General features: G+C 39.9%; 19 protein-coding genes. 3 read left to right on the forward strand and 16 right to left on the reverse strand.

What is annotated here, in order from left to right; genetic code table 11:
* Window positions 1-5: 5 nt before the first annotated feature.
* Window positions 6-278, reverse strand: coding sequence for a helix-turn-helix domain-containing protein (locus ACTB00_RS09305; RefSeq protein WP_463299638.1), 273 nt, complete (start codon window positions 276-278; stop codon window positions 6-8).
* 150 nt (window positions 279-428) lie between these two features.
* Between ACTB00_RS09305 and ACTB00_RS09310 the strand changes: the two genes are divergently transcribed.
* Together ACTB00_RS09310 and ACTB00_RS09315 are read left to right on the forward strand one after the other, a co-directional pair.
* Window positions 429-1,016 (forward strand): helix-turn-helix domain-containing protein, encoded by a 588-nt coding sequence (locus tag ACTB00_RS09310; protein WP_463299639.1) that lies wholly within the window; start codon window positions 429-431, stop codon window positions 1,014-1,016.
* A 65-nt stretch (window positions 1,017-1,081) separates the two neighbouring features.
* Entirely contained in the window at window positions 1,082-1,258 is a 177-nt protein-coding gene (locus ACTB00_RS09315) for a hypothetical protein (protein WP_463299640.1), read from the forward strand.
* A 30-nt stretch (window positions 1,259-1,288) separates the two neighbouring features.
* Here ACTB00_RS09315 and ACTB00_RS09320 read toward each other — a convergent pair whose 3' ends face one another.
* The 4 genes from ACTB00_RS09320 to ACTB00_RS09335 are packed head-to-tail and all read right to left on the reverse strand — an operon-like array spanning window position 1,289 to window position 3,468.
* Entirely contained in the window at window positions 1,289-1,471 is a 183-nt protein-coding gene (locus ACTB00_RS09320) for a hypothetical protein (protein ID WP_463299641.1), read from the reverse strand.
* 59 nt (window positions 1,472-1,530) lie between these two features.
* Window positions 1,531-1,785, reverse strand: a complete 255-nt coding sequence (locus ACTB00_RS09325) for a Txe/YoeB family addiction module toxin (RefSeq protein WP_463299642.1) — start codon at window positions 1,783-1,785, stop codon at window positions 1,531-1,533.
* Window positions 1,785-2,036 carry a type II toxin-antitoxin system Phd/YefM family antitoxin gene (locus ACTB00_RS09330; RefSeq protein WP_463299643.1) on the reverse strand — a complete coding sequence of 84 codons (252 nt, stop codon included), beginning with the start codon at window positions 2,034-2,036 and terminating at the stop codon, window positions 1,785-1,787. Before ACTB00_RS09330 ends, ACTB00_RS09325 begins: the two co-directional genes overlap by 1 nt.
* A 58-nt stretch (window positions 2,037-2,094) precedes the next feature.
* Window positions 2,095-3,468: a site-specific integrase gene (locus ACTB00_RS09335; protein ID WP_463299644.1), complete on the reverse strand. Its 1,374-nt coding sequence runs from the start codon at window positions 3,466-3,468 to the stop codon at window positions 2,095-2,097.
* A gap of 417 nt (window positions 3,469-3,885) precedes the next feature.
* Here ACTB00_RS09335 and ACTB00_RS09340 point away from each other — a divergent pair, with 417 nt between their 5' ends.
* Entirely contained in the window at window positions 3,886-5,229 is a 1,344-nt protein-coding gene (locus ACTB00_RS09340) for a serine hydrolase domain-containing protein (RefSeq protein WP_463299645.1), read from the forward strand.
* Between the two features lie 55 nt (window positions 5,230-5,284).
* On the opposite strand, the gene ACTB00_RS09345 is transcribed toward ACTB00_RS09340, so the two are convergent.
* The 11 genes from ACTB00_RS09345 to ACTB00_RS09395 all read right to left on the reverse strand — a co-directional run bounded on the left by ACTB00_RS09345 (window position 5,285) and on the right by ACTB00_RS09395 (window position 13,880).
* Window positions 5,285-5,479: a hypothetical protein gene (locus ACTB00_RS09345; protein ID WP_463299646.1), complete on the reverse strand. Its 195-nt coding sequence runs from the start codon at window positions 5,477-5,479 to the stop codon at window positions 5,285-5,287.
* 213 nt (window positions 5,480-5,692) lie between these two features.
* Window positions 5,693-6,478, reverse strand: a complete 786-nt coding sequence (gene trpA, locus ACTB00_RS09350; protein WP_463299647.1) for a tryptophan synthase subunit alpha — start codon at window positions 6,476-6,478, stop codon at window positions 5,693-5,695.
* 18 nt (window positions 6,479-6,496) lie between these two features.
* The gene (trpB, locus tag ACTB00_RS09355) at window positions 6,497-7,678 is read right to left on the reverse strand and encodes a tryptophan synthase subunit beta (protein WP_463299648.1); all 1,182 of its coding nucleotides are present in this window, start codon (window positions 7,676-7,678) and stop codon (window positions 6,497-6,499) included.
* Between the two features lie 12 nt (window positions 7,679-7,690).
* Window positions 7,691-8,323, reverse strand: a complete 633-nt coding sequence (locus tag ACTB00_RS09360) for a phosphoribosylanthranilate isomerase (RefSeq protein ID WP_463299649.1) — start codon at window positions 8,321-8,323, stop codon at window positions 7,691-7,693.
* A gap of 48 nt (window positions 8,324-8,371) precedes the next feature.
* Window positions 8,372-9,154: an indole-3-glycerol phosphate synthase TrpC gene (gene trpC / locus ACTB00_RS09365; RefSeq protein WP_463299650.1), complete on the reverse strand. Its 783-nt coding sequence runs from the start codon at window positions 9,152-9,154 to the stop codon at window positions 8,372-8,374.
* A gap of 7 nt (window positions 9,155-9,161) precedes the next feature.
* Entirely contained in the window at window positions 9,162-9,848 is a 687-nt protein-coding gene (locus ACTB00_RS09370; protein WP_463299651.1) for a hypothetical protein, read from the reverse strand.
* The gene (trpD, locus tag ACTB00_RS09375) at window positions 9,849-10,838 is read right to left on the reverse strand and encodes an anthranilate phosphoribosyltransferase (RefSeq protein ID WP_463299652.1); all 990 of its coding nucleotides are present in this window, start codon (window positions 10,836-10,838) and stop codon (window positions 9,849-9,851) included.
* A gap of 19 nt (window positions 10,839-10,857) precedes the next feature.
* The gene (locus tag ACTB00_RS09380; protein ID WP_463299653.1) at window positions 10,858-11,427 is read right to left on the reverse strand and encodes an anthranilate synthase component II; all 570 of its coding nucleotides are present in this window, start codon (window positions 11,425-11,427) and stop codon (window positions 10,858-10,860) included.
* 2 nt (window positions 11,428-11,429) lie between these two features.
* Window positions 11,430-12,836 (reverse strand): anthranilate synthase component I family protein, encoded by a 1,407-nt coding sequence (locus ACTB00_RS09385; protein ID WP_463299654.1) that lies wholly within the window; start codon window positions 12,834-12,836, stop codon window positions 11,430-11,432.
* Window positions 12,837-13,239: 403 nt separating this feature from the next.
* Window positions 13,240-13,437 (reverse strand): hypothetical protein, encoded by a 198-nt coding sequence (locus ACTB00_RS09390; RefSeq protein WP_463299655.1) that lies wholly within the window; start codon window positions 13,435-13,437, stop codon window positions 13,240-13,242.
* Window positions 13,434-13,880: a mechanosensitive ion channel domain-containing protein gene (locus ACTB00_RS09395; RefSeq protein ID WP_463299656.1), complete on the reverse strand. Its 447-nt coding sequence runs from the start codon at window positions 13,878-13,880 to the stop codon at window positions 13,434-13,436. The genes ACTB00_RS09390 and ACTB00_RS09395 overlap by 4 nt, the downstream gene beginning before the upstream one ends.
* Between the last annotated feature and the right edge of the window lie 472 nt (window positions 13,881-14,352).

A 14,352-nucleotide genomic window follows, 5' to 3' on the forward strand; every position in this document is an offset into this window, starting at 1 on the left:
ACCATTTAAGCATTGTTTTTTAGAGCTTCGATAATTTCAGATTTCAAAAAGAAGATTTTACGGCCGGTACCGTGTTTTTTGAAAATGCCGTCTTTTACCCGGTTGTTAAAGGTTGGAATTGACATATTGGAAAGTCTTGCTGCTTTGGTCAACGTTAGCTTGTCTTGTTCAAAATCAGGGTTAAGGCTGTTTTTCCCTTCGAGGTTTTTCCTTAAAGCAGATTCGATGGTTCTTTCTAAGGTTTGCTCGTCGGTAATAATAATGATTTGTTTTTCCATTTTGTATTATTTTATTTGTTTTTCAATACAATGATAGAAATATCGTTTTAAATAACCAAATACAAATAAATATAATTAAAAAAAAGATATGAATAACGATATAGTTATTATTGATTTTGAGAATGATAGATATTTCTATATTTTTGACGTATGGATAAAATTGGCGAAAAATTAAAGCAGTTACGAAAATCAAAGGGATTAAGTCAGTCTCAAGTAGCCGAAGCATCTGGACTTACTCAGGCATCATATGCAAGTATTGAAACGGGAAAAACAAAGAGCATATCAATCCAGGTTGGAAAAGGGCTTGCAAAAATATTAGATCAGGATTTCAATCTTCTTTTTGATGTGGACCACAAAGAAAATGATCAATCAAGGTTGATAGAGGAACTGAAAAAGGAAATTGAATCTTTACAAAGGCAACTCGAGGATAATATTAGCTTAAAACACTATTACTCTAGAGACCTACTGGGCATGAAAAGCATGTCGCTCAATTGGATAAAGGAGTTTTATTATACGGAACTAGAACAAGTTGAGAGAGAACAGCCCGTAGACAAAGGAAAGTCAGACTACATTAATATTCATTTCAAGAAAAAATTTAAATTTATTGATATTGAAGCCGGTTTATTGGCTGCATGGGTTAAAAATGGACTTCTCTCGCAAGATGAAATAGAGAATGAATTTAAAGATCAAAACTTTGAGCCTCTGATGAAAAGGTTTAAAGAAAAAATTACTGCCTAATAACCGACTGAGTCCAATGCAGTATCCTTGACAGGACTAGCTTATCAGTCGGGTTTTGCCCAGCCATGAATTACCTGATAGCCCAACTGGCAGTGGATCAGGATCATTGGTTGGGCTTTTTGTTTTTAATCTTAGGATCACTTAACTTTGCATTGCTGGGCTGGGCACGTTTCGGACGTCTGCAATGGGCGAAAGCATACAAGCACCCAGACAGCATTAGGCCGGAATATCTTATCAAGTAGCTTTTCGGGCTTTTCTTTTTCTGGTTAGCGTTACAATTCGCTTATTTTCTTTAGCAGTTCATCGATGCTAAAATCTTGTTCCTTTAAAGAATTATCACTTTTACCAGTAGGTTCACCAACAATCCTGAATATATCGTTTTTAGGAAAAGCTTTTAATAATTCAATTAACTTTTTGCTTTTTTCTGTTTTTCCGTCAATAGTTACTTTTATCATATTATACATATTTGTAAAAAGCCACAACACATAAAATATAATGTTAAATAAACGTTCGCTTAGTAGTGGTATCTGCATTGAGCAATGTATAAAATATCATTTTCAACCTTATAAACCAGGCGGTGTTCTCCTGTTATCCTGCGCGACCAAAAGCCGGAAAGGTTTTGTTTCAGTGCTTCTGGCTTGCCGGTTCCGGCAAATGGTGTGCGCTGGCACTCTTTTATCAAGGCGTTGATTTTCCTTAATACCTTACGATCATTTGCCACCCAGTGCTGGTAATCTTCCCAGGCTGTTTTATCCCAATAAATGTCCATTACTCTACAATGGGTTTTTTGACCAGGTTTGTTTTAGAATTGATATTTTCAACGGCATTTTCAAGCCTTTGGCGGTTTGTTCTGCTCCGGTTCAGATGAAAGGTTTCCTGTAATGCGTTGAATTCTTCTAATGACATCATAACAATACTTTTGCCTTTTGATCGATGAACGACTAGTAGCTCATCCTCTGTTACTGCATCCAGATTGGCTTTAAGGTTTTGCCTCAATTCAGAATAATTAACTGCTTTCATGTCTCACGATATTTAATAAGTACAAAAATAAGTACTTTATTTCGTACTTCAAACTTAGTTAGTTTTTTTCTTTGATGATTTTATTAATTTTTTCTTGGTCAAAACCAGCTTTTAAAAGTGTTTCCCGCATTGCTGTCAATGTTTCGTCAGATTCTTCTTTCGGGCTTAGATCTCCAAATGTATTTGAAAGATGTTGCTTTTTTGTGTTAATAGAAACATTTAGATACCTACTGAGTGTCCGTTGGTCTTTTATTCCGGTAATATCCATAATTGTTTTAATATCCATTCCTCTCTCATGTGCCAGGCAAACGAATGTTTTTCGGGCTGTGTGGGTGCCTATTAGTTCATATTTTGGTCGGAATGTTTTGATTGTTTCATTCTTTTTGAAGCTTCTTTTTTCAGTCTTGGCCTTAATGCCAGCTAATTGACATGCTTCTTTTATGTAGTCTCGTGCCTTCTGGTCGCTGTACGAAGGTAAAAGTTTGTATTGGTCAGGATACCGATCGATAATTGTTTGCAGCTCTGGAAAAATTGGAATAGCTACGTCTTTGTTCGTTTTTTCAGTGGTGAATTTTAATGTACTCTCAGCAATGTTGTCTTTAGTTAGCCGGATCAGATCGCTATACCTGGCACCGGTCAGGCATCCAAAGCAGAAAAAATCCCGAACACGGGAAAGACGTTTGTTTTTAAACTGGAAGTTAACTAGTTGTTTTAATTCAGCATACGTCAAATAGATAATACTCCCTTCTTTTTCCTGAACTGAGAACTTTTTATAAGTTTTACTGTTGTGATATCCCCTTTCGTAGCTCCATTTCATAAAGGCTTTTAGTTGTTTTATGAGTGCGGGTAGATAATTGAATTCATGTTCTTTTGTAAATAAGATATACTCTGTAAGTTTATCCCAAAATTCCAAGTTGATAGTTTCAAAAGTCATTTTGTATTCGGTATCATTTTGAAATTCCTCAAATTTCTTCTTTTTCGATTTGCGGCTCCGAATGGTATTTGCTTCGTACGTGAGTTCCCCGGCTGTCAAAAATTCATCCCAAGCTATCCAAAAACCCACTTTCTTATTTTTTAAATTTGGTGTGATCCCATTAAAAAAATCTTTGATGAGAGGAATCGTTAGCGGGATATCATTCAACAAGCAGTCGTTAAAGAAATTATTTGCTTTTGAGGTATAATCATCCAGAAATGCGTTAGCCTTATTGTAGTAATCAGCGTTTTTATCTTCCTTTCGAAAACCGGCAAATCGTTGTTTTCCCTTGTCCCATTTTACAGGTTCAAAAGACCCTTTATTGTTTTTCTTTACCTTAACTTTGAATGGCAAATTTTTCATGACTGCCTTAGATTCAACTGCGATTTTTGTCCGGATCGGTACAAAATCATTTTTGTCTCTTTTACTCATGTTCAGATGGAAAGCTATTTTAGCCATATCTTTTGAAGTTCTATTTATCTACAAAAATAAGAAAGGGGAACGACAGGGGGAACGAAATTTGTAAAAAATGGGCGAAATTTAGGAAAAAGGAAAGTTAATACACCTTTGTAAGTAGTTGAATTATTGCAAGTAGTAACAAAGTTGATAAATCTAAAAAAATATATCATGATTCCCGGTGGGACTACGAGATAGGCAATGAAACCTCTTGAGCAATAGTGATTTTCAAGGGGTTTTTTGTGGTCTTAAGTTTGGAAGCACTGCCCTTTTTACAGTTAATGCCTGACAAGTCTTCTTCGGTGACCTGGTTTTATAGATGTTCAGTTTTGTTCTGGAAGTGTCGCGATCTTATTTTGAATGCCTGATATTTTTGTAAATTGAGGCGCAATTGATTAGACAATTTCTATTTGCCTCACTATGAAAAAAAGACTTTTTGTTGCCATCCTGATTGCTGTTATAATTGGAGCTGTTTATTATTTAAACTTGCTAATGCCTGTTGTTACCGGTTATGCGGCAAAAAACCTAGCTTCAGGAGTTTTTGTCGCTGGACGTAGTCAGGAAGCGATGGAAAATGAAGACCTGAATTTTTCGGTTGTTGCCTTCACTAATAATACGATCGATTTTGAAAAGAGGGAAGTCGTCAGTCGTTTTTTATGGAGCGAATCTAAAGCAGTTTATATAGACGGTTATGGATGCACGTTGGTGGAAGCGTATTCTGAAAAGGAAATTAAAGACAGGAATTATCCGATCATCGAAAGTCGTCCGGCGAATCCGGATACCATGGCGTGGCCAATGGGGAATTTAATTGCAGACTCCATTCCAATTGATCTTGACACGGTTAAACTGAAGCTGGCTTTAAGTCGGGCTATGGCAGACACCGTTCCCTACAAAGGCACCTTTGCATTGATGGTTATCTACAAAGGTCAGCCGGTAGCCGAAGTTTACCGGGATGATTTTGACGAAAACAATCGCTTTTTAAGTTGGTCGATGGCCAAAAGCTTTACCAATACCCTCGTTGGCTTGCGGGTTAAAGATGGAAAGATGGCTATCCAGCAGCCCCTGAAGATTGATGATTGGCAGGATGATAAGCGGCAAGGTATCACGCTCAATAACCTGATGCACATGAATAGTGGTCTGGAATGGAATGAAGGTTATGGAAATTTATCAGACGTGACCATCATGCTTCATAAGAAAGGGGATATGGGATTGTATGCACAGCAAAAGCCTTATGAATATCCAGCTGATTCGGTTTGGTTGTATTCTTCAGGAACGACTAATTTGGTATGTCGGGAATTACGCAAGACATTTGCATCTGATGAAGAGTACTTTGCTTTTCCACGCACAGCTTTATTCAATAAAATTGGAATGACCAGCGCCGTATTTGAAGTGGATGCGTCCGGTACTTTTGTGGGATCTTCTTATTTATATGCTACCATGCGCGACTATGCACGCTTTGCTCTGCTGTATTTGAACGGAGGAAACTGGCAGGGTGAGCAATTGTTACCCGAGGGTTGGGTTGATTATACAGCTCAGGTTGCCAATGGTTCAAACGGTCGTTATGGTTCGTTTTTCTGGCTCAATCAATCTGCTGAGTATCCGGATGCACCCAAAGATATGTTGATGTGCAAAGGACATGATGGTCAATTTATTTGTATAATCCCATCGAAAGAGCTGATTGTGATTCGAACCGGTTATTCTAAAAAAGGAGAGTTTGACCTGAATGGAGTTTTGGATGGTGTTTTGAAAAGTATTGGAGAATAGTCCAACAAATTTGGAATGAAAAAAGGCCCCGGAAAAGGCCTTTTTATTTTTTAAGTTATGCTGCAATTATTGAAAAAACATCATTTAAAATATCGGGATACATTTCCCCAAAATTGTCATCACACCAAATACGAAGTTCATTGACGTCTTTAGTGCTCTCAGCCCATTTCACACATTTGATTAATTCTTTTCGGAATAAATCCCGGCTAAAACTAACCTTTGGTAAAATTACTTGTGCATATTCAATCATAGTATTAAGAACGTTTAATTAATTTCCTTATTAAGATAACAAAACTAGTCCTTTTTTGGTATGTTGAAGAATAGAAATTAACACGATTTAACTTCCCTTAACCCCAACATGAAGGATAAAAAACTGACATTCAGCCAGTAAAAAAAAGCAGCGTTTTAACTTGTTATATAACATTTGTAAATGTGATCTCAGTACAAATAAACGATCCTCAGATTAAACAGGCTTTACAATACGATTAACAAATGCTGAAATCTTTTCTTCCAGTGTTTTGTCTTGCTCAAGAGCTTTTACAAATGCACTTCCTATGATTGCTCCCGAAGCATATTTACAGGCATTCTCAAAGGTCTCCTGATTTGAAATCCCAAAGCCGATCAGCCGGGGATTATTCAATTTCAACTGGTTCACCCGATTAAAATAGTCCTCATGAAAATCAGAAACTTTATCTTTTGTGCCGGTGGTTGATGAACTGGATACCATGTAAATAAAACCACCGGAAGCTTTATCAATCTCCTGTATCCGTGCATCGGATGTTTGAGGAGTAATTAATAAAATATTATGCAGACCATACTGCTCAAACAGTTCTTTGTATTCTTCCTGATAAACAGAAACCGGTAAGTCGGGTAAGATGAGTCCATCGATACCAACTTCCTGACATTTCTTGCAGAAGGCCTCAAGACCGAACTGGATAACCGGGTTTAAATATCCCATTAGGATTAGTGGAATGTTGACTGTTTGCCGAATTGACTTTAATTGTTCGAAAAGCTGCTTGATGCTCATTCCATTTCTCAACGCAACAGTACTGCTATTCTGAATGACAGGCCCATCGGCAACCGGGTCAGAGAATGGCATGCCGATTTCAATCAGGTCAACTCCGTTTTTCTCCAGCGTTTTGATAATTTCAACCGTGTCATTCACTTGTGGATAACCGGCCGTAAAGTAAACAGAAAGGATGTTTTCTTTTTTATCTTGAAATAGTTGATTGATTCTATTCTTCATCATTAATAATTTTAGAGTCGATTAATAGCCGAAATGATCCAGATAAGTTTCCATGTCTTTATCACCTCTTCCTGAAAGATTGATGACCGTGACATCATCGGGTTTCATCTTGATTTTTTTGAGGGCTGCCAATGCATGCGCTGATTCTAAAGCAGGAATAATTCCTTCCAATTGGGTTAGTTCCAGAGCTGCTTCAAAAACTTCCTCATCTGTTGCCCACAGGTATTTGGCCCGACCGGTTTTAAACAGGTGTGAGTGCAATGGCCCAATTCCCGGGTAATCCAAGCCGGCAGAAATAGAATATGGTTCTATAATCTGTCCATCTTCGGTTTGCATTAGCATGGACTTGGCACTGTGCAGCACTCCCACTTTGCCGAGCGTTAACGTAGCAGCTGTTTCCTGTGTGTCAATTCCTTTGCCGGCAGCTTCAACGCCAATTAACTCGACTTCTTCATTTTCCAAAAAATGATAGAAAGCACCTGCTGCATTACTTCCACCACCAACGCAAGCAACCACTCGTGTGGGGAACTCGCGGCCAATGTGCTCATCCAATTGCATTTTAATTTCCTCGCTAACCACGGCTTGAAACTGAGTAACCATATCCGGGAACGGATGTGGCCCAACGACCGAGCCAATGATGTAATGTGTATCAACCGGATTGTTAATCCAGTCGCGCATGGCCTCGTTAGTCGCGTCTTTCAAGGTTTGATTTCCCGAAACAGCAGGGACAACCTCGGCCCCCAGCATCTTCATTTTTTTTACGTTCGGAGCCTGTCGTTGCACGTCTAAAGCTCCCATATAAACGATGCACTTCATTCCCATTAAGGCACAAACGGTTGCTGTGGCCACGCCGTGTTGTCCGGCTCCGGTTTCAGCAATAATCCGTTTTTTACCCAACGCCTTTGCCAGCAAAATCTGCCCAATGGTATTGTTAATTTTGTGCGATCCTGTGTGATTCAGATCTTCACGTTTCAGGTAAATATTTGTCCTGTACTTTTCGGATAACCGTTGTGCCGGATACAGCGGAGATGGCCTTCCCACATAATGTTTCAACAAGTGAATGAAATCCTGTTTGAAATTGTAGGAACCAATAATCTCCATGTATTTTTGCTGAAGTTCTTCAATGTTCGGGTGCATCATCTCGGGAATATATGCTCCCCCAAATTCACCGTAGTAGCCTTTTTTGTTAACTTGATATTTCATGTGTTTATATTTTTATTTTCTCATTTTCTGAATAAAAGTATGCACGTTATCAACCGCTTTTAAAGCCGGACTAATCTCAAATCCACTGTTAATATCCAACGCATAAAATTGCTTATGGTTGAATTCTAGGAGTGCTTCAACATCATCCGGCTTAATGCCTCCACTCAACAAGAACGGAACTGGCAGTTGATAGTTTTGCAAGATATCCCAGTCGAACTTTAAACCGGTGCCTCCCGGTAGTTTCCCTTTGGTGTCGAATAAAAAAAAATCGACGACTTCGCGGTATGGTTCCAATAACGAAAAGTCAAACTCCTCATCTACCGAAAAAGCTTTGAAGACGGTTAGGCCGGTTGACCGAATCAGACTGCAATAATCGGGATCTTCGGTACCATGCAATTGAGCCACTTCAAGTTTAAAATTACGGCAGGCTGTAATCACGTTATCCAAAGGTTCATTCACAAATACTCCTACTTTTAGGGTTGACTTGGGAACGATCTCAAAAATCTCTGGATCGGGATTTTTCCCAACATAGCGTTTGGATTTTGAATAGAAAATATAGCCCAAATAATCAGGCTCCGCAATTAAAACACCCTGAATATTCTCAGGATCCCGCATGCCGCAAACTTTTACTTTTAGGTCTTTCATTCTTATTGTGATTATTGAGCAGGTGACTTGAAGTCACCTGCTCAATTACTACAAACTTTTTATAAACCCGGCACAAGCTTGCCCGGGATTCTCTGTTTTCATAAAATTCTCACCCATCAGGAAGCCGCTAAAACCGGCTTTCCGCAAGTAGCGAATACTATCAACCGACGACAATCCGCTTTCGGAAATGCGAATCATATCTGTTGGCAATAATTTGCTCAACCGAACTGAGTTTTCGATATCCACCTCAAAGGTTTTCAGGTTACGGTTATTCACCCCAACCAAATCAATTAAAGGGTTGAGCTTTTCGATTTCTTCCTCGGTGTGCACTTCAACCAAAATCTCCAAATCCAATTCTTTGGCTGTTTCCGATAAACGCAGCATTTCTTCTTTGCTCAAGCTGGCAGCGATCAACAAAATCAGGTCGGCACCATGTGCCTTGGCTTCGTATACCTGATAGGGGTCAAGCATAAAATCTTTGCGTAAAATCGGTGTATTCGGATTAGTCATTCTTGCCTTCGCCAGGTTTTCAAATGAGCCGCCAAAATAGTTGCGATCAGTCAATACCGACAAGCCAGATACTCCGGCAGCAACGTAGCCTGCGGTCACCTCCGTTACTTCGGCCGTTTCGTTTATCATCCCTTTTGAGGGCGATTTTGTTTTGAATTCAGCGATAATTCCGGAAGCACGGTCTACACTTAAAGCGGTTTTCAAAGAATTTGTCTTTCGCTTGAAAAAGGGTGAAAGCTTCAATTCCTCCTGACTGATTTTTGATTTAGCATCGGCAATTTCTGCCCGTTTATTGTTATTTATTTCGTCTAATATGGTCATTTCAATGTCATTTTTTATTAAAGATCCGGAGCATCGTGTCTCCTCCTTTTTGAAATTCAAAGTTAACTTTCACCTGGCAGTATCGATAGTTCTCCTGTTTTAAATACGCAACAACTTTCTCGAGATGGACCGAGGGCCTGCCGTCAATTTGACAAATCGGGAAAATACGAATCTCATTGCCTTTTGAGAGCATCTGCTTTATCGATTCAATATGGAACTCGCTTGAAAGATGCTCTGAATAGGTGAATAAAAAATGAGAGCAAAGCACCAGATCGAAATCTCCCGAAAAACTTTTCAAGTCAGGCAAAACACCATATTGATAACGATGATGCGCATCTCCGGTTTGGTAATCTTTCAAGAACGTGTCCATTGCATCAAGCCTGATTTTCAATAAATTTTCGGGCGACCCGTATAATTCCCAGTTGTAGTCGGTTTGGTGAATCAGCAACTGGTTGTATATCTCGTTGGCCGTTTCATCAATCCGTTGTTTGATTTGTTCACTAGCGAACTCATAAATCGGATCGACTGAAACACAACTGCCCCCAATTCTGGAAAGTTCTGCATTGAATGATGCAGGGCCATCAGCGCAAGACAATATCGGCTTGCTCAGATCTTCCTTTGTCAACCTGAAAAACTCACAATATTCTGACAAATTTCGCCCCCAAGGCACAATATTTTCGAGCTTAAAACCCATCTAAGAATTCATTAGTTTGGTGAAAACTGCCAACGCTTTCTTGCTTTCCAACGCTTCAGTAGCTTCGGCAACGCAGTCAGAAAGTGATTTTTCGGGACACATGCATTGAATGCCCAGTGCCGCATTGGCAATTCCTACATGTTGTTGTGCCGATGTTCCTTTGCTTTCCAAAATACTCTTAAAAATAAATGCTGCATCTTCAACCGACTCTCCACCCGATAATTCCTCCTGGGCGTAAGTGTCAAAACCAAAATCAGCAGGCGAAAGGATCTTGTTATCCTGAGTGGAAATAACCTGAGCATCGCTGGTTAGCGAAACTTCGTCGTAGCCATCCAGGCTATGCACAATCATGTAGTTCTGGTCGCTGCTTTTAAAAACCTCGTGATACAGTTTCATAATCTCCAGATCAGAAACCCCAACCAGTTGATTTTTTGGAAAAGATGGATTTAACAGTGGCCCCATAATATTGAATAAGGTTCTTACTTTCAACGCTCTTCGAACCGGTCCAACATGCTTCATCGCCGGATGGAAAAGCGGAGCATGAAAAAAGCAAAGTCCGATTTCATCCACTTCGCGACGAAGCTTTTCAGGATCGTTGGTAAACCGATACCCAAAATGCTCAAACATATTGGAAGAACCGCTTACCGACGATAAACCATAGTTGCCATGTTTAGTAACTTTATAACCCGCTCCGGCAATAATAAAGCAACTTAAAGTTGAAATGTTAAACGTGTTTTTACCGTCGCCACCGGTGCCCACCACGTCAATCGTATTGAAGTCAGAAAAGTCGACCGGAATGCACAAGTTCAACATCGCCTGACGAAAGCCGGCCATCTCTTCGCCTTTCACTTTTCGCATGCGGAAAACCGTTAAAAAAGAAGCAATCTCAGATTCGGAAAACTGCCCTTCACCAATTTTTGTCAGAATCGCTTCTGCTTCTGCAGCAGTCAGCGTATTTCCTTCAAATAAATAGTTTAAAGTATCTTTCATGTCAATTAGTTTCGAGTTTTTAGTTGTTTAACCAGTTTTCGATCATCTTTTCGCCCAGTGGAGTTAATACCGACTCGGGATGAAACTGCACGCCTCGCACGTCATATTCTTTGTGCTTCATCGACATGATCTGTCCATTTTTGTCTGTGCTGGTTACTTCAAAACAGTCGGGCAGTCCTTCCGCATCAACAATCCAGCTATGGTAGCGGCCCGCGTCAAATTGCTCAGGAAGTCCGGCAAATAAAATCGGATCGGCTGCCACCTGACTCACCGGAGTGGCAATACCATGCAGCACTCGGTTCATATTAGTTAGTGTTCCACCAAATGCTTCGCCAATGGCCTGATGCCCTAGACAAACACCAAACATGCTTTTCCGTGGGGCAAATTCGCGGATAATATCTAGCAGTAAACCAGCTTCTTCAGGTATTCCCGGTCCGGGAGAAAGTACAATTTTATCGTATTTTTCCAAATCACTCAGTACCAACTCATCGTTGCGAATGACATCAACGGGCTGGCCAGATATCTTTTTAATAGCATGCACCAAATTGTAGGTGAATGAATCGTAATTATCTATGACTACTATTTTCATGATTAAATCTCCTTCGCAATTTCGATGGCTTTCTTCAAGGCGGCCAATTTGTTATTTACTTCCTGCAGTTCGTTTTCTTCCTGCGAATCTGCTACAATTCCGGCACCAGCCTGGTAGTAAAGTGTTTTTTCTTTACTCAAAAATGAACGGATCATGATGGCATGGTTCAAACTATTATCGAATCCCATAAAACCAATGGCTCCTCCGTAATAGCTCCGGCGTTGGTTTTCGTATCGGTCAATCAACTGCATGGCCATGTGCTTGGGAGCTCCCGACAAAGTTCCGGCAGGGAAGGAATCGCCTAACACGGTCACCATATTCGCATTTTCCGGTAATTTGCCAGAAACTTCTGACACCAGGTGAATCACATGCGAAAAGTATTGCACTTCGCGATAGCTGTCTACCACCACGTCTTCGGCGTTGCGGCTAAGGTCGTTGCGTGCCAGATCAACCAGCATCACATGTTCGGCATTCTCTTTCGGGTCAGCGCACAATTGCTCTGCTAATACACGATCCTGTTCATCATTGCCTGTTCTGCGGAAAGTTCCGGCAATTGGATTGATTATCGCACGACCTTTTTTAATACGCAGTTCTGCTTCGGGGCTCGACCCAAAAATTCGGTAATCGCCATAGTCGAAGAAAAATAAATAAGGCGATGGATTAACTGACCGCAGTGCCCGGTACACGTTAAATTCATCGCCTGCATATTGTTGTGAAAACTGGCGCGAAAGTACAATCTGAAAAACGTCGCCCCGATAGCAATGCTCTTTGCCTTTGGTCACCATTTGTCGGTAATCCTCATCTGTTATGTTCGACTTCTCATCGCCTACCAGATTAAAATGTGTATCGGGGAATGATAGGTTTTTCAATAAGGACTCAATTTGTATCATCTCTGCTGTTTCACCTTCCGGGAGGTTTTCGATCAGCGAGATCATGTCTTTATTATGATCGATCGCAATGATGTATTTGTAAAAGCAATACTTTACTTCAGGCACGGCGTATTCTTCTTTTCGCTCGGCAGTAATATCAATCTTCTCAAAATACTTGATCGAATCAAAACTCAGGTAGCCAAATAAGCCGTTGGCCGGCATTTCGGCCACATCACCTCTCAACTTAAACGACTTAAAAAAAGCATCCAAATCGACAGCTACCGTTTTATGATCTGTAACTTCCTTTTCCATCAGCTGCTTGCCCAAATGGTCGATAGTGATTAACCCCTGATCGGCAGTAAAGCAATACATCGGCTTGATACAGATGAATGAATAGGCGTTTTCGTTTCCGTGGTAATCGGAACTTTCAAGCAAAATGGAGTTGGGAAACAACTCCCTGAACTTAAGATAAACACTGACCGGTGTTAGCGTGTCGGCCAGAATTTTCTTGACGTTTACTTGTACATTAATTGGGTTCATGGTATGTTGTATTATTTAATTTTCGAAATAAAAAAAGCGGCTTACCGTGTTCCGATAAGCCGCTCCTTTGATCATGTCTTGACATGAAAGCTACCTCTCTCCACGGTATTGTGAAAAGTTGTTGCGCCACCACCAAGATGTTAACATGATCTGATTCATTTGAAATATTTTTTTTAAATACCAATATGGCTATTACCTTCTTACCAAAAGAAGACCCCACCACGGAAGCCATATTGTATTTATATCATTATCTTTTTGAACTTGTGACAACAAAAAAATGAATTTTTATTTGAACTGCCAAATAAAAATTCACTGACCTTCTAAAAATGTTATTCTTTTAACGCATGAAGAAAGAGGATTAAATGACTTTTTCATCGCGCAGTCATGAGAGCCAGTCGGAAACCTATTTATCCACGTGAACATCCATTTGAGGTAAGGGAATCGTAATTTTGGCTTCATCCAGTGCAATTTTTCCATTTTCATACATATCAACAAAATAAACGGCCCAATAATCTTGGGGTTTCACATGTGGACGAACAGCGAGATTCACCGAACTATTAGCCAATTCGCTGACTCCAACAAAAGGTGCTGGTTCTTTCAACACCTTGGGATGTGAGCTGTTAAAATGCCCATCAAAACATCTTTCGTGGTTTTACTATTGGATTCATAGGAAATTCCGGAAGTCATGTCAACACGGATTTTTCCCTCGGTGTTGTAGTTGGTAATATCACCATTCGAAATGGCACCGTTTGGAATGATGATCGTTTTGCTGTCTGGCGACAATAAAATAGTTACGAAGATGTGGATTTCCTTCACCACGTCCAGGTGTCCCTGAGCTTTAAGTCCCAGATTGGTCAAGCTGGATACAAATCCAATCAGCGAAACGTTGACACTACGAACGGTCATCGTTCGTCTGGTAGCTTTTGTAAATCGGTTGAAGATCCACATGCCAATAACAAGGACAAGAATGGGCAATACGATCTTGGGAGCATAGATGAGCATCAGCTCGTAGGCTTTGTCAATTAAATCTTGATAATCTTCCATTATGTGTGATTTTAGGTTTAATTGCTTTTGATTGAATGAGTTACGTGAATTCTTGTAACAATTCAATAAGAAAAAAAATCAAAACATTTTCACCAAAGGCTGACACAAAGTGAAATACCTATTGACAATAGGGATTGTATGACGTATTCCTATGGTTAAAGAAGAATGTAATTGCGCTAAAATAACCAGTTTCGAAGCAAATGAAACTTATTGCATAAAACATTCGTATCATATAATCCTTTGCAATCACATAGTCTTTTGTTTTGTTATTAGGGACTTTTTTAGGGTTGATTGGTTGATCTGATTGCAAAGAAACAAGGTAATTTTAGTTGTTTGTTTAAAGGAAGAGCGGTAAACAGATGTTTACCGCTCTTCCTTTTTTTAGTTCACCACCTCAAGATTAACCGGCAATGGTTTTCCTGATAGCATTTTCAGGTTCGTAACCTCATAAGAAAGTTGCAAGCGCTCCATT

This window comes from Sunxiuqinia sp. (genome assembly GCF_055140945.1).